Raw genomic sequence first — 21,752 nt, forward strand, 5'->3', positions numbered from 1 at the left:
GCTCGGCATAAAGGTCGATGCCACGAAGTCGTACAAGGCAGGCATCGTCTGGCGGTCGACAGTTGCATGTGCGCAAAAGAAGTTAGCTCTAGCTTGGCCGGACCAACCGTAAAATCCAGGAGAGCAGAGCGCCGCGGCGTAGGCTTTCTGCACGACCATCGAAAGGAACAACGTGAACGTCCTGTCTCTCGTCAAGCAGACCATCACGTTTACTGAAGTTCGTCGGCGGTTGTTCTTTCGCCGGGAAACAGAACGTGTACGAACCTTTCTGGATTTCGCTATCGACGGGGTACTGCTGCGCGAGCTTGCCCTCGCATGGGACCCGTCCATGGACACCGACAGGTTCTCCACCAAGCTGACCGAGGATGACCCTCACGAAGCGGTCGACGAGATAGATTCGCTGCTGGGCCGAATGGGACTCGATCCCGACGAATATCAGGGATTGCTGTTCCTCCCCGACAGCCAAAACACAACGAACGATGGTCTCGCCGCACAACTGTCCTTCGAAACAGACCGCGTCGTATGGGGAAATTTCGCGTGGGGCGACGCCAGCCCCTGGCTCGACTTCGACGCCTCCCACCGAATCGAGAACGCTCCGACGTTCACCTTTGACCGACTTCAGTACGAAACCGTGCTCCTTGAGGCTCGTGACCACTACATCCGCTACATCGCTGGGCCGAGTCGTGGTTGAGTGATCGTTCTGCATTTTTCACAGCGCGCCAAAGAGGCGGCCGTTTGTCGATCGGCATGGGACGAATACTTCGAGAACGGGCGTTAGTTTCGGAGTGAAACGTGTCGTTCAAGGTCTTTCCAAGCTTGTTCAGGTTGAATCTCTTTATGCGCGGCCGTGTCGAACTCATTGCTTGGGCCCTGCGGGTCTGCTTCGTCATTCTGTTCGTGGCCGGCTTCCTTTACCTCTGGTTCTTGAGTGGTAACCCATGGCCGGCGGTCGGGGCACTGATCGGCGCGACGCTAGGGGCCATACTAGGTCTCTGGTTCAGGAATCGCAGACGCCGGGGATACCTCGTTCGCGGCCAGTTTGAGGGGTATCTGCGAGCATCAGCCGAGGTTCTTCCCCGGCCGCAGGGCAAATGGCAGTTCGGCCTCGCCACACCCACCAAGGGACAAATTGCCTTCCAGCCGCGCTGGAAAAATTCGCGGCATGACTACGCTGACGTTGTGATTCTGCCTGTTACCGGGGTCAGCCAGATACGGGAGCCGACTCTGGTAGACGCCATCTTTCGGATTCGGCCCAACTCCCGGATTCTGGATCTCGAAACGCCTGCCGGTCCTGTTCATCTCGCCGGTCATATCGAAGAACTGCGAAAGACGGCAGAAATTAGTGGCGGAGAGATTGAGAGAGGAGTCCGGTCTTGAGATTTAGGGCTTCCTCACAGTCATTCAGCAACAGGCCAACAGTGTAAAAAGCGGCCTGTTAGTTAGGGGCGGGCTGCTGCGTCAAAAATGTCCCTTACGGGGTGTCCCGTATAGGCGACACAAATCGTCTCGTAAGAGGGTTCTCCAACGGACAAACCCAGCGCTGACTAGCAGTGTCGAGGCAACTGACTGGACACCATCCCACATAGATAGACCGGTGCTGTGGCCGGTGACGGGGAGATATGTGACACACTCATTGGCATGGCTGAATTACTTGTTGGTTACGCCAGATGCTCAACCGATGAGCAGGACCTCACCGCACAGCGCGATGCGTTGACTCTCCTCGGTGTCGACACGGAAGGGATCTATGTCGATCACGGACTCACCGGAATCAATAGGAATCGGCCAGGGCTGCGCGAGGCAATGGCGGCATGCCGTGCCGGCGACACTTTGATCGTGACCAAGCTGGACCGCTTGGCTCGATCCGTTCGAGACGCCCATGACATCGCAGACGATCTGGCAAGTCGGGAAGTCAAACTGAACATCGGGGGCTCAATCCACGATCCGACCGACCCTATGGGCAAACTTCTGTTCAACGTCCTGGCAATGATCGCGGAGTTCGAAACCGACCTCATCCGTTCTCGAACCCGCGAGGGCATGAAAATCGCCAAGGCCAAAGGCCGCCTGCGCGGCAAGCAACCGAAACTGTCGCCCAAGCAGGAAGCTCATCTTTACAAGTTGCACATCGCCGGCGAACACACCATGTATGAACTGGCCGAACTGTTCTCCGTTGGCCGATCCACTGTCTACCGCGCGATCGAAAGAGCAAGACTAAAGTCCCCTCATGAGGACGGTGCTTGATGCAGTGCGCAGACGACATCTGACCACGAAGGCACCGCGGTGCCTTCCTCGTGAACGTGCTGGGGTAAACGGGCCGGCCGGCCGGCCCGGCGGTGGCGGCCTTAGAAGTCCCAGTCCTCGTCTTCGGTATTGACGGCCTTGCCGATGACGTAGGAAGAGCCGGAGCCGGAGAAGAAGTCGTGGTTCTCGTCCGCGTTCGGGGACAGCGCCGACAGGATGGCCGGGTTCACGTCCGTCAGGGACGAGGGGAACATGGCCTCGTAGCCCAGGTTCATCAGCGCCTTGTTGGCGTTGTAGTGGAGGAACTTCTTCACGTCCTCCGCCAGACCCACGCCGTCGTACAGATCGTGCGTGTACTGCACTTCGTTTTCGTACAGTTCGTAGAGCAGGTCGAAGGTGTAGTCCTTCAGTTCCTGCCGCTTGGCCTCGTCCACCTTCTCCAGTCCCTTTTGGAACTTGTAGCCGATGTAGTAACCGTGCACGGCCTCGTCGCGGATGATCAGGCGGATCAGGTCGGCGGTGTTGGTCAGCTTGGCCCGGGACGACCAGTACATCGGCAGGTAGAAGCCGGAGTAGAACAGGAAGGACTCGAGCAGGGTGCTGGCGACCTTGCGCTTGAGCGGGTCATCGCCGGTGTAGTAGTCCACGATGATCTGCGCCTTCTTCTGCAGATTCTCGTTCTCGTTGGACCAGCGGAAGGCCTCGTCGATCTCCTTGGTGGAGCACAGCGTGGAGAAGATCGAGGAGTAGCTCTTGGCGTGCACCGACTCCATGAACGCGATGTTGGTGTACACCGCCTCTTCATGCTGGGTGATGGCATCCGGAATCAGGCTGACGGCGCCGACGGTGCCCTGCACCGTGTCCAGCAGGGTGAGGCCGGTGAAGACCCGCATGGTCATCTCCTGCTCGGCCGGGGTCAGCGTGGCCCAGGACTGCACATCGTTGGACAGCGGCACCTTCTCCGGCAGCCAGAAGTTGTTGACCAGGCGGTTCCAGACCTCCACGTCCTTCTCGTCCTGGATGCGGTTCCAGTTGATGGCCTCAACGTGGTGGAGCAGCTTGACCTTCTCCGTCATTTCTAACCCTCGGATTCCTTTGGTGTTTACTTCAAGTCTAGTTCGCGCGGGGTGGCGCTTAAGCGCCGAAGCCGCGCCCTTTTGGGAAAGGGCGCCGCTCGGTGGACGTACGACGGCGGGCGCGCACCCGCCGTCGTACTTTTCAGTTGCTTTGGGCTACTACAGCATGCAGCTGACGCAGCCTTCCACTTCCGTGCCTTCCAGCGCGAGCTGGCGCAGGCGGATGTAGTAGATGGTCTTGATGCCCTTGCGCCACGCGTAGATCTGGGACTTGTTGATGTCCCGGGTGGTGGCGGTGTCCTTGAAGAACAACGTCAGGGACAGGCCCTGGTCCACGTGCTGCGTGGCAACCGCGTAGGTGTCGATGATCTTCTCGTAGCCGATTTCGTACGCGTCCTGATAGTAGTCCAGGTTGTCGTTGGTCAGGTAAGGAGCCGGGTAGTAGACGCGGCCGATCTTGCCTTCCTTGCGGATCTCGATCTTCGACGCCACCGGGTGGATCGAGGACGTGGAGTTGTTGATGTAGGAGATCGAGCCCGTCGGCGGGACAGCCTGCAGGTTCTGGTTGTAGATCCCGTGCTCCATGACCGAGGCCTTCAGCTCCCGCCAGTCCTCCTGGGTGGGAATGTGGACGCCGTCGAAGAGCTCCTTGACCTTCTCGGTCTGGGGCTCCCAGACCTGGTCCGTGTACTTGTCGAAGAACTCGCCGCTGGCGTACTTGGACTTCTCGAATCCGCCAAAGGTCCGGCCGGTCTCGATGGCGATCCGGTTGGATGCTCGGATGGCGTGGTAGACCACGGAGTAGAAGTAGATGTTGGTGAAGTCCAGGCCTTCTTCGGAACCGTAGTACACCCGCTCCCGCGCCAGGTAACCATGCAGGTTCATCTGGCCCAGACCAATGGCGTGCGACTGGTCATTGCCCTTGGCGATCGACGGCACTGAGCCGATGTTGGACATGTCCGACACCGCGGTCAGGGTCCGGATAGCCGTCTCGATCGTCCGCCCGAAGTCCGGCGAGTCCATGGTCTTGGCGATGTTCAGCGAGCCCAGGTTGCAGGAGATGTCCTTGCCGGTCTCGTCGTAGGACAGGTCGTCATGGTACGTGGTCGGCTGCGAAACCTGCAGGATCTCCGAGCACAGGTTGGACATGATGATCTTGCCGTCGATCGGGTTGGCCCGGTTCACCGTGTCCTCGAACATGATGTACGGGTAGCCGGACTCGAACTGGATCTCCGCCAGGGTCTGGAAGAAGTCGCGTGCCTTGATCTTGGTCTTCTTGATCCGGCTGTCGTCCACCATCTCGTAGTACTTCTCGGTCACCGAGATGTCCGAGAAGGGCATGCCATAGACTTTCTCCACGTCATACGGGGAGAAGAGGTACATGTCCTCGCCCTTCTTGGCGAGTTCGAAGGTGATGTCCGGAATGACGACGCCGAGCGAGAGGGTCTTGATCCGGATCTTTTCGTCCGCGTTTTCGCGCTTGGTATCCAGGAAACGGTAGATGTCCGGGTGGTGCGCGTGCAGGTAGACGGCACCGGCGCCCTGGCGCGCACCGAGCTGGTTGGCGTAGGAGAAGCTGTCTTCGAGCAGCTTCATCACGGGGATGACGCCGGAGGACTGGTTCTCGATCTGCTTGATCGGTGCGCCGACCTCGCGGATGTTGGTCAGGGCAAAGGCGACGCCGCCACCGCGCTTGGACAGCTGCAGGGCGGAGTTGATGGAGCGGCCGATGGACTCCATGTTGTCTTCGATGCGCAGCAGGAAGCAGGAGACCAGTTCACCGCGCTGCTTCTTGCCGGCGTTGAGGAAGGTCGGCGTGGCCGGCTGGAAACGGCCCTCGATGATTTCGTCCATCATCTGGGTGGCCAGCTGCTCGTCGCCACGGGCGAGGTGCAGCGCCACCATGCAGACGCGGTCTTCGTAGCGCTCCAGGAATCGCTTGCCGTCAAACGTCTTCAGTGTGTAGGAAGTGTAAAACTTGAAGGCACCCAGGAAGGTTTCGAAGCGGAACTTCTTCTTGTACGCGCGGTCCCACAGGCCGCGCATGAAGTTCATGGTGTACTGGTCAAGCGTTTCACGCTCGTAGTAATCGTTCTTGACCAGATAGTCCAGCTTCTCCTCAAGGTCATGGAAGAAGACGGTGTTGTTGTTGACATGCTGGAGGAAGTACTGGTGTGCAGCCTCCCGGTCCGCCTCGAACTGAATCCTGCCGTCGGGACCGTAGAGATTCAGCATGGCGTTGAGCTCGTGGTAGCCCAGGCCCTTGTACGCCTCGGGCAGCTCCGGCTTCGAATCCGCTACTGCCGGGTCTTCAACTGTCGTTTCCAAAAGTCTTCCAATCCTTGTTTCACACGCTCGACGTCGTCCGACGTGCCCATGAGCTCAAATCTGTAAAGGTGCGGTACATCGCATTTGGCCGCGATCTTGTCTGCGGCCAGGCAGTAGGTAGTACCGAAGTTCGTGTTTCCGGCGCCGATCACGCCCCTAAGCAGCGACCTGTTTCCCTCGTTGCGGAGGAACTTGAGCACTTGCTTGGGAATGGAATTGCGGCCTGATTCCCCACCGTAGGTGGGAACGATCAGAACATATGGTTTCCGGGCATAAATCGTTTCTTCCTGGGTGCGAAGCGGGATTCTTGCCGCTTCCACACCCAGCTTCGTGACAAATCGGTGCGTATTTTCCGATGCCGAAGAAAAGTAGACCAGTGACGCACTGGTCGATGAACCGGGGCCTGCTCCGGAGCCGTGCCTAGTGGCTCCTTCGGCCATCAGCGTAGCTGCCATGGAGATTGCCTCCCGACTTTGTTGGAAATCAGGCCACCGAGGTAGCCGCAGACTGGGCGAGCTCGGCGATCTTGTCCGGACGGAATCCGGACCAGTGGTCCTGCTCGGTGACGACTACAGGAGCCTGCATGTAGCCGAGCGAACGGACGCGCTCCAGTGCAGCCGGATCCTGGGAGAGATCAACGCTCTGGTAGGCGATGCCCTTCTTGTCCAGAGCTCGGTAGGTTGCGTTGCACTGCACGCATGCTGGCTTCGTGTAAACCGTTACAGTCATGGTCCCTCTCCCCTAAAACTTGGTGACTATTAGTCGCTGTCTGTCGGGATTCAAGTTGGTAGTTCAGGTGTTCCTGAGTCTGTCCCTGCCAGCGGTTTCAATCTACTACATCCACTACATCTAGTGCACGCTTCTGGGGCGAACCCCTAGATGATGTATTACAAGTATGTCATTTGTGCGTCCTTCAGTCCACAGGCATTGGGGATAATTCCTGCTCCCGGCCCTTGATTTGGCGCAGTTTTCGCTCCCCCGTCCACAAGCTGTGGACAACGATCCCCACAGGTACAAATAGTTCGTGTCGCCGATTCTCCGGGCGTGTCGAATAGCGTCGGCCGTCACCATGGCCAGTGGCCGGTGGCACAGATGTGCTCGACGGATGTGGCTCCCGCCGCCATTTGCTGCACCCGCCGACACCGCTCTGTAGGTTCAACTGTCCTGCTCCCGCCGGTGCATAAGATGCCATTAATACAACATTCGCCAAGCGTGAGGAATTCCGATGGTCAACCCGGTCCATTTGCGCACTCTGCTGGAGGTGACCCGGCGTGGCTCCTTCGCTGCCGCCGCCGTGCAACTCGGCTATACCGCCTCCGCCGTCTCGCAGCAGATGTCCGCTTTAGAGCGGGAGGCCGGGGTAACCCTTTTTGAACGCTCTGCGCGCAGCGTCCGCCCGACCGAGACCGCATTCGTCATGGCCCGCCATGCCGCGAAGGTCCTGACCGACATCGATGCGCTGCTGGCGGCAACCTCGCGCACCCATGACACCACCGCCCAGGAAGTCCGGCTGGGGATCTTTCCAAGTCTGGCCACGTATGCGTTGCCGAGACTGCTCCGCCTGCCGCAGTGGCCCAATCTGGGCATCAATCTGAAAGTTTTCGTGGCGGAACCGGCCCAGACCATCCAAGGCCTGCGCACCGGCGGCGAACTCGATCTGGCCCTGGTGTACCAGGTGGGCCAGGGCGGACTGGCCTGGCCGCATTCGGTCAACAGGCAATGGCTCGGCGACGATAATTTCCGCGTGGTCCTGCCCGAATCATGGGGGCTGCAGGCCGGCTCCCAGGTCTCCGCGTCGCAGCTGGCGGAAATGCCCTGGATCATGCATCACCCCGGCACTTCCGATGCCACGGTGATCGAACGGCTCTTCGCCAGCTGCAACCTCCACCCACGCGTGGTTGCCTATTGCGACGATTTCAACGCCAGCCTCGAAATGGCAGCCGCCGGATTCGGCGCGGCCCTGGTGCCGGAGCTGGCCATGCAGCACATGGACAGCGGTGTGGTGGTACTGGACGTGCCGGAAATCCGCCTGGCCCGGAACATTTTTGCCCTGCTCATCAATGAAAAGCAGAATGCCCAGGTCGGCCTGTTCATGGAACAGCTCTCCGACATTCTCCGCGGCCTGAGCATCAGCCCGCGGCGCCGCTAAGCCACCCCGACGGCCGCGCAAAAACGCGATGCCCCGGCAGGCAGCCGCCGGCCGGGACATCGCGTTTTGGGTGGGTTGAAAAGTTCTATCCGGCCAGGCTGTCCACAAGTGAGGCGCGCACCGTGCGGGCGGCCTCCACAAGATTCTCCAGGGACGCCTTGGTTTCCGGGTAGGCGCGGGTCTTAAGACCGCAGTCCGGGTTGACCCACAGCTGCCGTACCGGCACATGTGCGACGGCGGCACTCAGCAGTTCCTGGAGCTCCCCTGCCGACGGGATGCGGGGCGAATGGATGTCGTAGATCCCCGGTCCCACGCCTCTGGCAAAGCCGTGCTGCTCAAGGTCCTGAACTACTTCCATCCGGGAGCGGGCCGCCTCGATGCTTGTCACGTCCGCATCCAAGGCATCGATGGCGTCGATGATCTCACCGAACTCGGAATAGCACAGATGCGTATGGATCTGCGTAGCGGCGGCAACGCCGGAGGTAGCGAGTTTGAAGGAGCCGACGGACCAGCGCAGGTAGTCCGCGTGGTCGCGCCGGCGCAACGGCAGGAGCTCCCGCAACGCCGGCTCATCGACCTGGATGATTTTGGTGCCGGCCTCCTGCAAGTCCGAAATTTCGTCCCGCAATGCCAGCGCTACCTGGTTGGCGGTCTCCTCCAGCGGCTGGTCGTCCCGCACAAAGGACCAGGCCAGAATGGTCACCGGTCCGGTCAGCATTCCCTTCACCGGCTTCTCGGTCAGCGACTGCGCGTAGCGCGTCCACGGAACCGTGATGGGTGCCAGCCGGCTGACGTCGCCCCAGAGAATGGACGGACGGGTGCAGCGGCTGCCGTAGGACTGGACCCAGCCGTGCACCGTGACGTCGAAGCCGTCCAGGTTCTCGGCAAAATACTGGACCATGTCGTTGCGCTCGGGTTCTCCGTGCACCAGTACGTCGAGACCCAGTTCCTCCTGCAGTTCGATGACGCGCTTGATCTCCTCCTTCATGAGCTGCTCGTAGGCGGCGTCTTCCAGTTCGCCTTTGAGCGCGCGGGCCCGGGCCAGCCGGATGTCGCGGGTCTGCGGGAAGGATCCGATGGTGGTCGTTGGCAGTGCGGGCAGCCGCAGAACGTCCTGCTGGGCGGTCCACCGGCTCTCGAACTCATCGCGGGTGAAGTCGGCCGGAACCAGTCCCCCGGTCCGGGCGCGCACGGCGCTTTGCCGGACGCCCGGAGACTGCCGGCGGGTTTCCAGGATGGCTGCCGCGGCCGCCACCTCTGCGGCAATCGCGTCAGGCCTGCCGACCGCCCGGGCCAGGGTGCGGACCTCGTCCACCTTCTGGTCCGCGAAGGCGAGCCAGCTGCGCAGGACCGGGTCCAGCTGCTGCTCCTGCTCCACATCGTGCGGGACATGGAAGAGCGAGGTCGACGTCGCGACGGCGAGCCCCTCGACGGATTCCTCCAAACGTCGCAGCTTGGCTGCTGCGGCGGCCAAGTCTGCCTTCCAGATGTTCTGGCCGTCCACCAGGCCCGCGACCAGCACGGTGCTCCCCAGCGCCTCCAGCTCCGCCGCTGCAGGGACAGTTCCGTTGACCAGGTCCAGATGGAGGGCATCCAGGCCGGAAGCGGCCAGCACGGGCAGCAGCCCGCCCAGCGAGCCGTAGGACGAGGTCACCAGCAGGCGCGGCCGCTGCGGGGCCTGAAGTTCCGTGGCCAGCGCGATGTAGGCCAACTGGACCGCCGCCGCCAGTTCCCCTTCGGACAAGTCCTGGTCGGCTACCAGGGCCGGCTCCTCGAGCTGGACCCATTCGACTCCGGCCGCCGCCAGGGCGCGAAGCACCTCGGCGTAGACCGGCAGCACGTCGGCCAGGCGCGACAGCGGCTCGAAGCCCGCGCCGGCGTCGTTAGCCGCTTTGCTCAGAAGCAGGAAGCTGACCGGCCCCACGAGCACGGGCCGGGTGGTGAAACCTGCCTGACGTGCCGCCGTGAAGTTCTCCACGATCCAGTCATTGGCGAGGCGGAACACCGTCTCCGGCCCGAGTTCGGGGACCAGGTAGTGGTAGTTGGTGTCGAACCACTTGGTCATCTCCAGCGGAGCGCGGTCGGCGTCGCCGCGGGCAAGGGTGAAGTAGGCGTCGAGCCCCAGCTTGCCCTCGCCGTCGAACAGGTCGGCAAAGCGGGACGGCACCGCGCCCAGCGTCACGGCGGTGTCCAGGACCTGGTCATAGTAGGAGAACGACGCCGGGACCGCCGACGCGTGGGCGTCCAGTCCGAGTTTGGTCAGGTGCGCATAGCTGCGGTGGCGCAGGTCCTGGCAGGTCTGCTCCAGCTCGGTGGCAGTGCTGGCGCCGGACCAGAAGTTCTCCAGGGCCTTCTTCAGCTCCCGGCGGGGTCCGATTCTGGGGTAGCCAAGGATGGTGGCAGCGGGGAAAGTTTTGTCAGTCATGGGATAAGTCCTTAAATCTCGTGTAGCGCGAAAGGTGAGTTGCGGCGGTAGCCCTAGGGCGCCGTCGTGCGTGAGGTTTTACGCCCGGGCCAGCACCTTGTGGCGAACCGGGGCAGCCGGTCGGGGCAGCTGCAGTTTCTCCAGCAGCTGGAGGGCGGAGACATGCTCGTTGAAGGTATAGACATGCAGCCCGGGAGCCCCGGCGTCCAAAGCCGCGTTGGCAAGATCGACGGTGGCCTGGATCCCGATGCGCTGGCGCGTCGAGTCATCACCGGCGCTGGCCAGCCGGTCGCGGACGGCAAGATCCACGTCGATGCCGGCCAGCTGGGCAAGCCGGTCGAGCCGGCGGACACTGGTCAGCGGCATGATCCCGGGAATGATCGGGATGTGGACTCCCGCCTGCCGTGCACGGCGCAGCAGCGATGAATAATCGTTGGCGTCAAAGAAGATCTGCGTGATCGCGAAGTCCGCGCCCGAGGACTGCTTGGCCAGCAGCACCTCCACATCGTGCTCGAAGCTGGGCGATTCGGGATGCCGGCTGGAGTAGGCAGCCACACCGATGGCCACTTTCCCCGCGGCCAGGTGGGCTGTCCGCTGGCGTTCAATCCGCCGGATCAGTTCGACCAGCTGCTGCGCGTACCGCAGTTCTCCCGAGGGTCTGCCCGAGCTGCCGGCCGGGGCATCGCCGCGCAGCGCCAGGATACCCCTGACTCCCCTGCCGATGATCGCCTCGATGGTCCGGGCAAGCTCCACACCGCTGCTCCCGACACAGGTCAGGTGGGCCAGCGGCCGCAGCCGGGTCTCGTTCTGCAGCCGTTCGAGCAGCTCCAGGGCCGTTCCCTGGTTGGAGCCTCCGGCACCGTAGGTAACCGAAACATAGTCCGGTGCAGTGCTTTCAAGTTCGCGGATGGTCCGCCAGAGGGTCTCCTCTGCCTGCGCATTCCTGGGCGGGAAGAGCTCGTAGGACAGGGCGGGATGGTTGGTGATTTCCGCATCGATGTATGGAAGCGTTGGGGTTGGCGGTGACATTTGTATCCTTACGGTGAGGTCACGCGGCTGCAGAGAAGCCAGGGCGGAAGAACCGCCGGAGGCAACGCAGCACACGTGATTGTTCGGAAAGGAGCTCAGGAGCCGGCCTGCGTTGCATGCGGCCGCACGCAACGGGGACTCCTGTGCCAAATGTCAGACCCACACCCGGGGCACCCACACCCTCATTGAGAGGGTCGCTGACCTGTTACGGAAGTAACTTGTCCAGAACTCTACGCACGGGCAGCAGAGCCGACAAGCAAAGGACCGATGGTGACGGCACGTTTCCGTTCTTGACGGGGCCCGCGGCATATGTGACGGGCGGAGCGTCATGCCAGAGGAAATGTGACGCGCAGAGAAAGGGCCGATAGCCCGATGACGATTGCAGGGAAAAGAAAAGAGCCGCTCAATCTGAGCGGCTCTTTTCATCGGTGGAGCTGAGGGGACTCGAACCCCTGACCCCCTGCATGCCATGCAGGTGCGCTACCAGCTGCGCCACAGCCCCGTTTCCGGTTTCTACCGTCTTGCCCTGCCCGGTTCGTTTCCTCCCCGTGCCGCAGCAACTTGAATATTCTATGCAGAGGATCCATCAGATTCCAAATCGAGCCCGCCCCGGCCCCAATTCCAGCAAAACCGCGCCATTCCGCGGCTTTCGGCTCGGATCTACGAGGTGATCGCTGCCGGCAAGGTCTGAGTTTGATCTAAATCACATCGCTGTTATTCGCCGGGCCGCAGTCACGGGCGGCATTTCCCACTGTACGGGCGTGCAAATGCAAAAATCCCCGGACGGCCGATAACGGTATCCGGGGATCATCTCAAAGCTTGAAGCTTCGGGCGTTACTCAATCACTCGCCGTCGGACGCTGTTGCCGGGGCTTCGTCGAGCTGCAGGTCAATCTGCGGGCAGTCCTTCCACAGGCGCTCCAAGGCGTAGAAGACCCTGTCTTCCTCGTGCTGGACGTGGATGACAACCGTGGCGTAATCGAGCAGCACCCAGCGTCCTTCGGACCGGCCTTCGCGGCGGACCGGTTTCAGATCATGCTTGTGTAGCTCTTCTTCGATGCCGTCAACAATCGCGTTGACCTGGCGCTCGTTGGAGGCGGAAGCAATCACAAAAACGTCAGTGATGGCCAGGCGCTCGCTGACGTCGAGGGCGATGATGTCCTGGCCGATTTTGTCGGAGGCAGCCTTGGCAGCCATCCGCGCAATGGAAATCGAATCTTCTGAGGCTGCCATAGGGCTCCTTATTTGGTTAGGTACTGGTGGAACTAATTGCTGAGACCGACGATCATCATAATCAGTCCGGTGATAAAGGCTGCTCCGCCGAGCACCAGAGCCGCGATGACAGCAATCCTGGCGCTGTTGGCTTGGCTAGCAGTCCGTGCGTCCAGCGGGTCCAGGCCATGAGCGCTCCTGGCACTGAGCGGTTCCACTTTCCTGCCGCGCCCGTCGGCGACGGCTTCGGCCTGAGCCAGAAGCCTGGACCTGGCCGGCGCTGCCGGTGTGGCCGGCCTCGTGCTCGGTGCCGCCGGACGAGAGCCGGGCGTTGGAGGTTTTTGTCCCGGTGCTGCCGGCAAGGACTTCGACTTGGCGGAACCGTTGGGGACAGGGCCGCTGTTGCCAGCGGGTCTTCCTGCCGGGGATGGCTTGTCCGCCGGTGCGGGCCGTTCTGCGGGCGCTGGCTTTTCCGCGGGCGCGGGCTTCCGCTGGGGTGCCTCCGACCGTTTCGGGGCCAGCGGTTGGGCCGGTGCAACAGGTCGCACCGGTACGCCTGGCCGTGAGTCCGCGGCCCGCTCCGGCGCATTGCTCACCAGCGGAACGTTGGACGTCGGGGACGGACGCAGAACATGCTTATCGCTGCCCGGCAGACGCACGAATTCCATCGGAGCCGAGGCGATATCACCCGGCCCCGCGGTCTGCCGCCGCTGCTGGTTCTCCTGGCTCAGCCGCTGTTTGTCCGCGGCCCGGCGGTTCAGCACGGCCGCACGTTCGGCCAAGGCCTTCTGCTGGGCCAGGATTTCCAGATCCACCGTCCGGGGGTCCTGGTCCTTGCGAGCCTCCATCATGGTGGCGAGGTTCTTGGCCTGACCCATCAGCAGTTCCCTGGCTACCAGAGCCTGCTCGACGGTCATCTTTCCGGCGTCGACGGCTTCAGCGGCAGCGTCAGGTAGAACAGCTGCATCAGTAACCTGGGGCTCCGCTGCGCCGGCGGCTGCGCCTGTGCTCCGGCGGCGGCGCTCCCGGCGTCCGCCCTCGATGGGGGGCCGGTTGGGCCGGTACTGCGCATCGGCCTGAGGTGCTTGAAGAGGACGCTCCTTTGCCGGCGCCTCCCCCGCTGCTGTAGAGGCAGGCTTGGCGGGCCGGTTCGCCGGGGCGGCTACCGGCGAGCGGGACGACCCTTCGGGCTGCGGGCCTTGTTCCCGTTCCAGTTGCTGGCGCCTCAGTTGGCGCCGGGAGGGTTGTTCCTGCGCGCCAGGAACAACAGGAATCGCCTCTGTCAGGGCACGGTAGGCACGGTGCGCTTCACGATCCCGGGCGCGGGCTTGGGAAGACCGCTCGCTGCCTTCGGACGGGCCTGGCGGCGTCGTCGTACCGCCCGCAGTTCCTGCCGGCGTACCACCGCCGTCCGGAGTCCCGCCGGGCCCACGCTGCAGCCGGGCTTCTCTCCGGCTGCGCGGCGTCTGCGATTCCTTACTCATTGATAACTTTTCACCCAGAATGTGGAGGTATTTACGGCTTAGTTTGTTGCGGGGAACCGATCAGCCGGTTCCAGTGCCCGGTAGAGACCGTATTTGGCAATGTACTGTACTACGCCGTCCGGAACGAGGTACCAGACGGGTTGGTCTTCGGCCACCCGGTCCCGGCAGTCGGTCGATGAGATGGCCATGGCCGGGACTTCGAGCAGGCTGACGTCCTTGCGTCCCAGATCATGCAGCTCGTGGCCTGGACGCGTGACTCCCACGAAGTGCGCCAGCGACCACAGTTCGTCGATGTCCTTCCACGACATGATCTGGGCCAGCGCGTCCGCACCGGTGATGAAGTACAGCTCAGCTTCCGGACGGGCGGCCCGCAGATCACGCAGCGTATCGATCGTGTACGTCAGTCCTGGACGGTCGATATCCACCCTGCTCACCGTAAAACGCGGATTCGAAGCGGTGGCAATCACGGTCATGAGATACCGATGCTCCGCGGGTGAAACAGACCGCGAGGATTTTTGCCAGGGATGGCCCGTGGGAACAAAGACCACTTCGTCCAGATCGAAAACCGCCGCCACCTCGCTGGCCGCGACCAAGTGTCCGTGGTGGATCGGATCGAACGTGCCGCCCATGACCCCGAGCCGGAATTTGCGGCCAGAGGCTCTGGTACCAGGCAGCGTGGCCGCTGTTCCGGTTGAGGGGGAAGCCATAGGCACTTTAGCGCTGGGCTTGGCCGTGATCGTGCTTATTCGGGTGCTGGCGGTGCGGGTCCGCATGCTCCTCGACGGCGGAGTGGCGGTGGCCGACACTGGTAAAGGCGACGGTGGTGAACATCATGATCAGGAAGACCACGAAGATTCCGCCGCCGATGACCACCGGCGACACCGGAAGTTCAACGTGGGCCTCGCTGGCCACCAGCGCGGCGCCGAATACCTGAGTCAGCATATTTTCTCCCTTGGGAATGGATGGACCGCCCGGGCAGGCGGAAGTTCAGTTCTGTCTAATGGTACGCGTTCGCGCGGCGGAACACCCATCGGACGCTTCCGAGCGACGGCTCGGGCCGGTGGCCGCCGGGTGTGCTTAGTCCCGGACCTGGCCCTCGCCCTGCACAATCCACTTTGTGGTGGTCAGTTCCCGCAGGCCCATGGGGCCACGGGCATGCATCTTCTGCGTGGAGATGCCGACTTCGGCGCCGAGGCCCAGCTCGCCGCCGTCGGTAAACCGGGTGGAGGCGTTGACGATCACCGCGGCGGAATCAATCTCTGCAACGAAGCGGTCGGCGTTACCAAGATCATTGGTAATGATGGCCTCGGTGTGCCCCGTGGTCCATCTGCGAATGTGATCGAGCGCGTCGTCCATCGAGTCCACCATGGCGACGGCGAGATCCAGGTCCATGTATTCACGGCCCCAGTCTTCATCCGTTGCCCGCTCGACTTGGATTCCGTCCGGCACGATCGCGGCCACGCGGTCATCGACGTGGAGCCGGACACCGGCCCCGGCGAGCGAACGGAGCACGTCCACGCCCGCGCCGGCGCCCGAATGCAGGAGCAAAGTCTCTACGGTATTGCACACCGAAGGCCGCTGGGTCTTGGCATTAAGCAGGATCTCCACGGCCATTTCGGTGTCTGCCGATTCGTCCACATAGATGTGCACGTTGCCTTCGCCCGTTTCGATCACAGGCACCCTGGCGGTACTGAGCACAGTCTGGATCAAGTCACGGCCGCCGCGCGGAATGAGCACATCCACCTTGCCGCGGGCCTCCATCAAGGCTTTCGCACCCTCGCGGCCGTACTCATCAACACTCAGTACCGCGTCCGCGGGCAGGCCTACCCGGTCCAGCGAATCCCGGATGATGCCCAGCAAAGCAACGTTCGTCTCGGCTGCCGCACTTCCGCCCCGCAGGATGACGGCGTTGCCACTCTTGAGCGCCAGACCGGCGATGTCCACGGTGACGTTGGGACGGGCTTCATAGATAGCGGCGACCACGCCCATGGGCACATGGACCTGCCGCAGCCGCAGCCCATTGGGCAGCGTCTGCCCGCGCATCACGGTACCGACGGGGTCCGGCAGGCCGGCCAGGCTGTGCAGTGCCGCCGCGAGCGAGTCGATACGGGCAGGATCCAGCTTCAGCCGGTCCAGCATCGCCTTGCTCGTACCGTTGTTGCGGCCTTTCTCGAGGTCCAGCCGGTTGGCATGCAGCACAATGTCGCGCTTGGCAACGAGCTGCTCGGCGATCTCTACCAGCGCCCGGTCCTTCCACGCGCGGTTGGCGCGTGCCATCCGCCGCGAAGCCCCACGGGAGCGTTCGGCAATACTGTGGACGGCGGCAGTGACATTCGGCTGCTCTGCAGCGGACTGCTCGGTAACGGCCGGGATCTGGGAGTCAGCTGTCTGGGTCATAGTCCGATTTTAGCCGTTATAGTCCCTGACCGTTTTCGCGTTACGTAGTCTGCCGTCCTACAGGACCACGAGGTCGTCCACGTGGATGACCTCGCGCTCATACTGGCGCCCCAGGCTCGCCCCCAGCTCTTTGGTGGATCGTCCCAGCATCCGGGGCAGCTCGTAGGAGGAGAAGTTCACGAGTCCGCGGGCAACGATGCGGCCGGCCGAGTCGGCCATTTCCACCGGATCTCCCGGCTCGAAGGTGCCCTTAACCGACGTGATCCCGGCCGGGAGCAGCGAGCGGTGGCGTTCCCGCACGGCCTGCACGGCGCCGTCGTCGATTGTCAGGCGGCCCTGGATGGAGGCCAGGTGTGCCAGCCAAAGCAGCCGCACTGGGCGGCGCGTGCCGTTGGTGCTGAACCACGTGCCCACATCCTCGCCCGCCAGCGCCGCGGCGGCATTGGCCGTTGCCGTCACAAGCGCGGGAATGCCGGACTCGGCAGCCATGGCTGCGGCCTCGACCTTGGTTACCATTCCCCCGGTGCCCACGCCGGCCTTGCCTGTGCGGCCGATGCTGACCCCGTCCAGGTCGGCGGGCCCGGCAACGTGCGCGATGCGCTTGGCCCCGGCCTTCGGCGGTCCGTCATAGAGGGCATCGACGTCGGAAAGCAGGACCAGCGCATCGGCTTTAACCAAGTGGGCCACCAGCGCTGCCAAGCGGTCATTGTCGCCGAACCGGATCTCATGTGTGGCGACGGTGTCGTTCTCGTTAACCACCGGAACGACGCCGAGGTGAAGCAACCGGTTCAGCGCCCGGTAGGCATTCGCATAGTGCTGGCGGCGCATCAGGTCTTCGGCGGTCAACAGCACCTGGCTGACGGCCACGCCGTGGGCGCCGAACGCCTGGGTATAGCGGGCCATCAACAGCCCTTGGCCCACGCTGGCAGCCGCCTGCTGGGTGGCCAGGTCACGGGGGCGGCGCCCCAATCCCAGCGGAGCCAGCCCGGCAGCGATGGCACCTGAGGAAACCAGGATCAGCTCCGTGCCGGTGTTGCGGCGCGCGGCCAGCACGTCCACCAGGGACAGCAATGCGTCCTCGGAGATGCCTCCCGCAACAGAGGTCAGCGACGATGAGCCGACCTTAACTACTACCCTGCCGGCGGTCCGCAGCAGTGTACGGTCCGCCGGTTGAGAGCTAGCTTTCATCGTCTTCTTCCGAGGCCCCGCTTCCGGCGTGGTGCTTGTAATTGACGGATTCGGTCCAGATGCCGGCCTTGCGCTCGGCTTCCAGCTCCGCGCGTGCCGCCGCCCTGGCATCCTTGCGCTCCTGCTGTTCCTGGCGCTTCTGGCTGCGCGTGGGACGGCCGCTGAAATCGTCGAGCCGGATGTCGGTCCCGCGCGGTGCGCCGGCCAGCAGCTCGGCGCCGCCCATCATGGTCGGCTCCCAGTCGAAGACAACGGCGTCGTCTTCGCCGATGACCACGGTGGATCCCGGCACGGCTCCGGCCTTGAAGAGTTTGTCCTCGACACCCAGTTTGGCCAGGCGGTCCGAGAGGTAGCCGACGGCCTCGTCGTTGTTGAAGTCAGTCTGCTTGACCCAGCGCTCCGGCTTCTCGCCGAGCACCCGGTACAGCGGCTCAAGGTTCTTCTCTTCCTTGCGGATGATGAACCCTGCTTCGTTGACGGCCCGGGGCCGCAGGACAACCTTCACCGGCGCCGGCGCGGCTGCCGCCTCCTGGCGTGCCGCGGCGACGATGTCCGCCATGGCAAAGCTCAGCTGGCGCAGTCCCTCATGGCTGACCGCAGAGATTTCGAAGACTTTATAGCCGCGCTTCTCCAGTTCGGGCCGGACGAATTCCGCCATGTCCTTGCCGTCGGGCACATCCACCTTGTTCAGCGCCACCAGCCGAGGGCGCTCGTTCAAGGGCACGACGGCGCCGTCGGCACCGGCGTAGCTGAGGTCGACGGCGTAGGCAGCCAGTTCCGCCTCAATGGTCTCCAGGTCGGAAATCGGGTCGCGGTCGGCTTCCAGGCTGGCGCAGTCGAGAACGTGCACCAGGGCGGCGCACCGCTCTACGTGGCGCAGGAATTCGTGGCCCAGGCCCTTGCCTTCGCTGGCACCGGGGATCAGCCCGGGCACATCGGCGACGGTGAACCGCACGTCGCCGGCCTGGACGACGCCCAGGTTGGGCACCAACGTGGTGAAGGGATAGTCGGCGATCTTCGGCCGCGCGGCACTCAGGGCCGCAATCAGGCTCGACTTACCGGCCGAGGGGAAGCCTACCAGCGCGATATCCGCCACGGTCTTCAGCTCCAGGACGATGTCCCGCTCGTCGCCGGGGACCCCCAGCAGGGCAAAGCCAGGAGCCTTGCGCTTCTGCGACGACAGCGAGGCATTGCCCAGCCCGCCCTGGCCGCCAGCCGCCGCCACGTACTCGGCGCCTTCGCCAATGAGGTCGGCCAGCACTTCGCCGTCCTTGGTCTTGACCACGGTGCCGTCCGGGACAGGCAGGATCAGCGTTTCGCCGTTGCTGCCATGGCGCATATCGCCCTTGCCGAAGTCGCCGTTGCTGGCGTGCCGGTGCGGTGCGTGGTGGTAGGACAGCAGGGTGGTGGTCTGCGAGTCGACCCGCAGGATGACGTCGCCGCCGTTGCCACCGTTACCGCCGTCCGGACCGCCCAGCGGCTTGAACTTTTCACGCTTGACGGAAACACAGCCGTGGCCCCCGGTTCCACCGGATACATGCAATACAACCCGGTCAACGAAAGTTGCCACGTTTATCTCCTTTTACTTCAGGTGATCCCGGTTCACACCGGATGTGCCCATCAGTGATTCTAGTCTGGTTAAACACCAGTGAGGCGGACCCGCGGCCCGCCTCACTGGAAAGCTGTATTACTGCCGAAAATTACTCGGCAGCTGCTGCAGCAACGATGTTCACAACGCGGCGTCCGCGGCGAGTACCAAACTCAACCGCACCGGCCTCGAGGGCGAACAGGGTGTCGTCGCCGCCACGGCCGACGTTGGCGCCCGGGTGGAAGTGGGTGCCACGCTGGCGGACGATGATCTCACCAGCGGAAACAACCTGGCCGCCGAAGCGCTTTACGCCCAAACGCTGAGCGTTGGAATCGCGACCGTTGCGAGTGGAGCTCGCACCTTTCTTATGTGCCATTTGCTATGCCTACCTTTTGTGTCTATGGAAACTGTTGGAAGCCTGCCGACCGCAATTACGCGATGGAGGTGACCTTGACCTTGGTCAGTTCGGAACGGTAGCCCTGGCGCTTCTTGTAGCCGGTCTTGTTCTTGAACTTCTGGATGACAATCTTCGGCCCGCGAAGATTCTCAATGATCTCTGCAGTGACCTTGACCTTGGCCAGCTCATCAGCTGCGGAGGTAACCTTGTCGCCATCGACCAGGAGCAGCGCGGGCAGCTCGAAGGTGCTACCGGCTCCACCGGGGACGCGGTCAAGGGTTACGAGGTCTCCAACGGAAACCTTTTCTTGGCGGCCGCCTGCGCGGACAATCGCGTACACCACTTGGGAACTCACTTCTCTCGACGTTTAATACAGTTATGCGCTTTGAATACAGGCGGTAAAAGGATGCCTGCCAGCACTGTGCAGTGACGCCTACGGGATTTACCCTTCGAAGGCGTTCGCACCGAAGATCAAGATTACGCTATTTCCGCTATTTCCTGCAAATGACGCCCCCGCGGCGCGCCGCGGAACTGCGCTGTTAGCCCGGCCACACCGGTTGTGGTTCAAGCATAAAGCCTCGGCGCATCGAAAAAGTGGAGCTCATAACGCGCCGAATGCTCGAAGGCGGCCATCATCCGTTCGCGTTCCTGCTCCGGCAGCTGCTGGGCAGCCGCGTCCATGATTGCCACGGCCTGCCGGGTGGCTTCCGCAAATTCCTCGTCCGCATAAGTCTCGATCCACGCGCCGTACGGGTGACCCGCGGCTCCGGCGGACTTGTACCGGTCATACAGTTCACCGCCTACGTGGGCATACAGCCAGTAGCACGGAACCACAGCGGCCACCAGCTCCGCGTAGCTCCCCGCGGCGCTAACGGCAAGCAAGTGGTCCACGTACGCCTTGGTGACCGGCCCCTGTTCCGACTGGACGCCGCGGCCGGCGAGCCATTCCCGGTGCAGCTGAGCCTCGACTTCGATGCAGTTATGCGCGCTCTTGGCCCAGAAAAGCTGTTCCTGCTCGGTCGGCGCCAGCGCGCTGGCACGGGCCAGTGCCCGCGAGTAGCCATTAAGGTAGCGCGCGTCCTGGGCCAGGTAGTAGCCGAACTGCGCTTCGCTCAAGGTCCCCGCCGCGAGCTGCCGCACAAAATCCAGCTCCATGATCTCGGCCCGGATGCCGGCGGTGCGTTCCCAGACTTCCGTGCTGAACCGGTCCGCCGGACGCGGCGTGTGCTGGTGGAAATGGTGGATGGGCCCGCTGCCCTTCCCGACCTCCAGCTCGTCAGCGCGCACCAGCGCACCGAACAGCCACTCCTTGACCTCTTTGAGCGACTCCGTCCAGTCCCCCGTCCGGGCCTGCACCGTGGCCATCGCTGCCGAGAGCGAGCAGCCGGTCCCGTGCGTGTTTTTCGTCCGCACCCGCCCTGAACGGAATTCAACCACCTCGCCCGCCAGCCGGCCGTTCACATCCACCAGCGCATCGGGGCAGTCCTCCGCGGGCAGGTGTCCGCCCTTGACCAGAACCATCACGCCATGCCGGCGGGAGAGCTCCCTCCCCTGCGCCAGCGCCTCTTGCCAGTCTGCGGCAGGCGCGGCACCGAGCAGCACCGCCAGCTCCGGCAGGTTCGGCGTCACGAGGTGGGCCTGGTTGAGCAACAGGCGCAGCGCTTCCTCCGCTTCCGCAGCCAGCAGCCGGTCGCCGCTGGTGGCCACCATCACCGGGTCCAGGACAACGACGGCGGGGCTCACCTCAGCGAGCCAGCGGCCTACCGTGCCAATCACCTCGCTGTCACCAAGCATGCCGATCTTCACCGCATCGATGCAGACGTCGTCGCTGACCGCGGTGAGCTGTTCGGTGAGGAATGACGCCGGCGGCGTGTGGACGGAGCGCACGCCTTGGGTGTTCTGCGCTACCAGGGCGGTCACCGCGGCCATACCGTAGCCGCCGTTCGCTGCGATGCTCTTCAGGTCCGCCTGGATCCCGGCGCCGCCGGACGGATCGGTTCCTGCAATGCTCAAAACCCTGGGGGTGGTTCGAATGGTCATGGCTGCTCCGTTGCTGCTCAGGGCGGAACACGCACGGCAGAATTCCACGCTGGCCAGCCAGCGGCCCGAAGACTGCAGCGACATCCCTCCGCCAGTCCTAACTGGTTCAGGTTCAACGGGTCTAAAATCTCAGCCAGCCAGTCGCTGGCACCCCGTGTCACTGCTGCCAGCCTAATGCATCAGGGGCGGTCCTTTCGACATG

At 63.2% G+C, this 21,752-nt stretch carries 20 protein-coding genes, 1 tRNA gene and 1 riboswitch; of the genes, 4 read left to right on the plus strand and 17 right to left on the minus strand.

The window, feature by feature from the left end:
• The first annotated feature begins 172 nt into the window (after positions 1 to 172).
• The 3 genes from AC20117_RS19390 (at position 173) to AC20117_RS19400 (ending at position 2,238) form a co-directional block, all read left to right on the plus strand.
• Entirely contained in the window at positions 173 to 691 is a 519-nt protein-coding gene (locus AC20117_RS19390) for a hypothetical protein (protein WP_074702175.1), read from the plus strand.
• 101 nt (positions 692 to 792) lie between these two features.
• The gene (locus AC20117_RS19395) at positions 793 to 1,377 is read left to right on the plus strand and encodes a hypothetical protein (protein ID WP_074702173.1); all 585 of its coding nucleotides are present in this window, start codon (positions 793 to 795) and stop codon (positions 1,375 to 1,377) included.
• A gap of 261 nt (positions 1,378 to 1,638) precedes the next feature.
• Positions 1,639 to 2,238, plus strand: coding sequence for a recombinase family protein (locus tag AC20117_RS19400; protein WP_074703394.1), 600 nt, complete (start codon positions 1,639 to 1,641; stop codon positions 2,236 to 2,238).
• 101 nt (positions 2,239 to 2,339) lie between these two features.
• Here AC20117_RS19400 and nrdF read toward each other — a convergent pair whose 3' ends face one another.
• The 4 genes from nrdF to nrdH form a co-directional block, all read right to left on the minus strand.
• Entirely contained in the window at positions 2,340 to 3,314 is a 975-nt protein-coding gene (nrdF, locus tag AC20117_RS19405) for a class 1b ribonucleoside-diphosphate reductase subunit beta (protein ID WP_101632650.1), read from the minus strand.
• Positions 3,315 to 3,473: 159 nt separating this feature from the next.
• Complete coding sequence (gene nrdE, locus AC20117_RS19410) at positions 3,474 to 5,549, minus strand: class 1b ribonucleoside-diphosphate reductase subunit alpha (protein WP_236777615.1); 2,076 nt, start codon at positions 5,547 to 5,549, stop codon at positions 3,474 to 3,476.
• Positions 5,550 to 5,611: 62 nt separating this feature from the next.
• Positions 5,612 to 6,097, minus strand: a complete 486-nt coding sequence (nrdI, locus tag AC20117_RS19415; protein ID WP_083339850.1) for a class Ib ribonucleoside-diphosphate reductase assembly flavoprotein NrdI — start codon at positions 6,095 to 6,097, stop codon at positions 5,612 to 5,614.
• Positions 6,098 to 6,125: 28 nt separating this feature from the next.
• Positions 6,126 to 6,371: a glutaredoxin-like protein NrdH gene (nrdH, locus tag AC20117_RS19420; RefSeq protein ID WP_074702172.1), complete on the minus strand. Its 246-nt coding sequence runs from the start codon at positions 6,369 to 6,371 to the stop codon at positions 6,126 to 6,128.
• A 496-nt stretch (positions 6,372 to 6,867) separates the two neighbouring features.
• On the opposite strand from nrdH, the gene AC20117_RS19425 reads away from it, so the two are divergent.
• Positions 6,868 to 7,791, plus strand: coding sequence for a LysR family transcriptional regulator (locus tag AC20117_RS19425; RefSeq protein ID WP_074702170.1), 924 nt, complete (start codon positions 6,868 to 6,870; stop codon positions 7,789 to 7,791).
• An 85-nt stretch (positions 7,792 to 7,876) separates the two neighbouring features.
• On the opposite strand, the gene metE is transcribed toward AC20117_RS19425, so the two are convergent.
• The 13 genes from metE to thiD all read right to left on the minus strand — a co-directional run bounded on the left by metE (position 7,877) and on the right by thiD (position 21,550).
• On the minus strand, positions 7,877 to 10,216 hold the full coding sequence (metE, locus tag AC20117_RS19430; RefSeq protein WP_074702169.1) for a 5-methyltetrahydropteroyltriglutamate--homocysteine S-methyltransferase: 2,340 nt from the start codon (positions 10,214 to 10,216) through the stop codon (positions 7,877 to 7,879).
• Between the two features lie 78 nt (positions 10,217 to 10,294).
• The gene (locus AC20117_RS19435; protein ID WP_074702167.1) at positions 10,295 to 11,245 is read right to left on the minus strand and encodes a methylenetetrahydrofolate reductase; all 951 of its coding nucleotides are present in this window, start codon (positions 11,243 to 11,245) and stop codon (positions 10,295 to 10,297) included.
• 429 nt (positions 11,246 to 11,674) lie between these two features.
• Positions 11,675 to 11,747 (minus strand) — tRNA-Ala (locus tag AC20117_RS19440).
• A 340-nt stretch (positions 11,748 to 12,087) separates the two neighbouring features.
• A complete protein-coding gene (gene rsfS, locus AC20117_RS19445) occupies positions 12,088 to 12,477 on the minus strand; it encodes a ribosome silencing factor (protein ID WP_074702166.1) in 390 nt (129 codons plus the stop codon).
• A 32-nt stretch (positions 12,478 to 12,509) separates the two neighbouring features.
• Positions 12,510 to 13,940 (minus strand): hypothetical protein, encoded by a 1,431-nt coding sequence (locus AC20117_RS23410; protein WP_139186831.1) that lies wholly within the window; start codon positions 13,938 to 13,940, stop codon positions 12,510 to 12,512.
• A gap of 38 nt (positions 13,941 to 13,978) precedes the next feature.
• The gene (nadD, locus tag AC20117_RS19455; protein ID WP_236777616.1) at positions 13,979 to 14,569 is read right to left on the minus strand and encodes a nicotinate-nucleotide adenylyltransferase; all 591 of its coding nucleotides are present in this window, start codon (positions 14,567 to 14,569) and stop codon (positions 13,979 to 13,981) included.
• An 85-nt stretch (positions 14,570 to 14,654) separates the two neighbouring features.
• Entirely contained in the window at positions 14,655 to 14,882 is a 228-nt protein-coding gene (locus AC20117_RS19460; protein ID WP_074702161.1) for a hypothetical protein, read from the minus strand.
• A 135-nt stretch (positions 14,883 to 15,017) separates the two neighbouring features.
• Positions 15,018 to 16,337: a glutamate-5-semialdehyde dehydrogenase gene (locus AC20117_RS19465; RefSeq protein WP_074702160.1), complete on the minus strand. Its 1,320-nt coding sequence runs from the start codon at positions 16,335 to 16,337 to the stop codon at positions 15,018 to 15,020.
• 57 nt (positions 16,338 to 16,394) lie between these two features.
• A complete protein-coding gene (gene proB / locus AC20117_RS19470; RefSeq protein WP_074702159.1) occupies positions 16,395 to 17,525 on the minus strand; it encodes a glutamate 5-kinase in 1,131 nt (376 codons plus the stop codon).
• On the minus strand, positions 17,515 to 19,095 hold the full coding sequence (gene obgE / locus AC20117_RS19475) for a GTPase ObgE (protein WP_074702157.1): 1,581 nt from the start codon (positions 19,093 to 19,095) through the stop codon (positions 17,515 to 17,517). Before obgE ends, proB begins: the two co-directional genes overlap by 11 nt.
• A gap of 130 nt (positions 19,096 to 19,225) precedes the next feature.
• Positions 19,226 to 19,489 (minus strand): 50S ribosomal protein L27, encoded by a 264-nt coding sequence (rpmA, locus tag AC20117_RS19480; protein ID WP_074702156.1) that lies wholly within the window; start codon positions 19,487 to 19,489, stop codon positions 19,226 to 19,228.
• A 55-nt stretch (positions 19,490 to 19,544) separates the two neighbouring features.
• On the minus strand, positions 19,545 to 19,853 hold the full coding sequence (rplU, locus tag AC20117_RS19485) for a 50S ribosomal protein L21 (RefSeq protein WP_074702154.1): 309 nt from the start codon (positions 19,851 to 19,853) through the stop codon (positions 19,545 to 19,547).
• 221 nt (positions 19,854 to 20,074) lie between these two features.
• The gene (gene thiD, locus AC20117_RS19490; protein ID WP_074703391.1) at positions 20,075 to 21,550 is read right to left on the minus strand and encodes a bifunctional hydroxymethylpyrimidine kinase/phosphomethylpyrimidine kinase; all 1,476 of its coding nucleotides are present in this window, start codon (positions 21,548 to 21,550) and stop codon (positions 20,075 to 20,077) included.
• 66 nt (positions 21,551 to 21,616) lie between these two features.
• A riboswitch (TPP riboswitch) is annotated at positions 21,617 to 21,715 on the minus strand.
• Between the last annotated feature and the right edge of the window lie 37 nt (positions 21,716 to 21,752).

It is taken from the genome of Arthrobacter crystallopoietes (genome assembly GCF_002849715.1).
In the GTDB taxonomy this organism is placed as follows: Bacteria; Actinomycetota; Actinomycetes; order Actinomycetales; family Micrococcaceae; genus Crystallibacter; species Crystallibacter crystallopoietes.

Bases quoted from the DNA above. Each gene is read 5' to 3' on its own strand.
- nrdI (WP_083339850.1), bottom strand. From the start codon at position 6,097: ATGGCAGCTACGCTGATGGCCGAAGGAGCCACTAGGCACGGCTCCGGA.
- metE (WP_074702169.1), bottom strand. From the start codon at position 10,216: ATGACTGACAAAACTTTCCCCGCTGCCACCATCCTTGGCTACCCCAGA.
- AC20117_RS19465 (WP_074702160.1), bottom strand. From the start codon at position 16,337: ATGACCCAGACAGCTGACTCCCAGATCCCGGCCGTTACCGAGCAGTCC.
- nrdE (WP_236777615.1), bottom strand. From the start codon at position 5,549: ATGCTGAATCTCTACGGTCCCGACGGCAGGATTCAGTTCGAGGCGGAC.
- proB (WP_074702159.1), bottom strand. From the start codon at position 17,525: ATGAAAGCTAGCTCTCAACCGGCGGACCGTACACTGCTGCGGACCGCC.
- rsfS (WP_074702166.1), bottom strand. From the start codon at position 12,477: ATGGCAGCCTCAGAAGATTCGATTTCCATTGCGCGGATGGCTGCCAAG.
- thiD (WP_074703391.1), bottom strand. From the start codon at position 21,550: ATGACCATTCGAACCACCCCCAGGGTTTTGAGCATTGCAGGAACCGAT.
- nadD (WP_236777616.1), bottom strand. From the start codon at position 14,569: ATGGGCGGCACGTTCGATCCGATCCACCACGGACACTTGGTCGCGGCC.
- rpmA (WP_074702156.1), bottom strand. From the start codon at position 19,489: ATGGCACATAAGAAAGGTGCGAGCTCCACTCGCAACGGTCGCGATTCC.
- nrdH (WP_074702172.1), bottom strand. From the start codon at position 6,371: ATGACTGTAACGGTTTACACGAAGCCAGCATGCGTGCAGTGCAACGCA.
- AC20117_RS19435 (WP_074702167.1), bottom strand. From the start codon at position 11,245: ATGTCACCGCCAACCCCAACGCTTCCATACATCGATGCGGAAATCACC.
- AC20117_RS19425 (WP_074702170.1), top strand. From the start codon at position 6,868: ATGGTCAACCCGGTCCATTTGCGCACTCTGCTGGAGGTGACCCGGCGT.
- AC20117_RS19460 (WP_074702161.1), bottom strand. From the start codon at position 14,882: ATGCTGACTCAGGTATTCGGCGCCGCGCTGGTGGCCAGCGAGGCCCAC.
- AC20117_RS23410 (WP_139186831.1), bottom strand. From the start codon at position 13,940: ATGAGTAAGGAATCGCAGACGCCGCGCAGCCGGAGAGAAGCCCGGCTG.
- nrdF (WP_101632650.1), bottom strand. From the start codon at position 3,314: ATGACGGAGAAGGTCAAGCTGCTCCACCACGTTGAGGCCATCAACTGG.
- AC20117_RS19400 (WP_074703394.1), top strand. From the start codon at position 1,639: ATGGCTGAATTACTTGTTGGTTACGCCAGATGCTCAACCGATGAGCAG.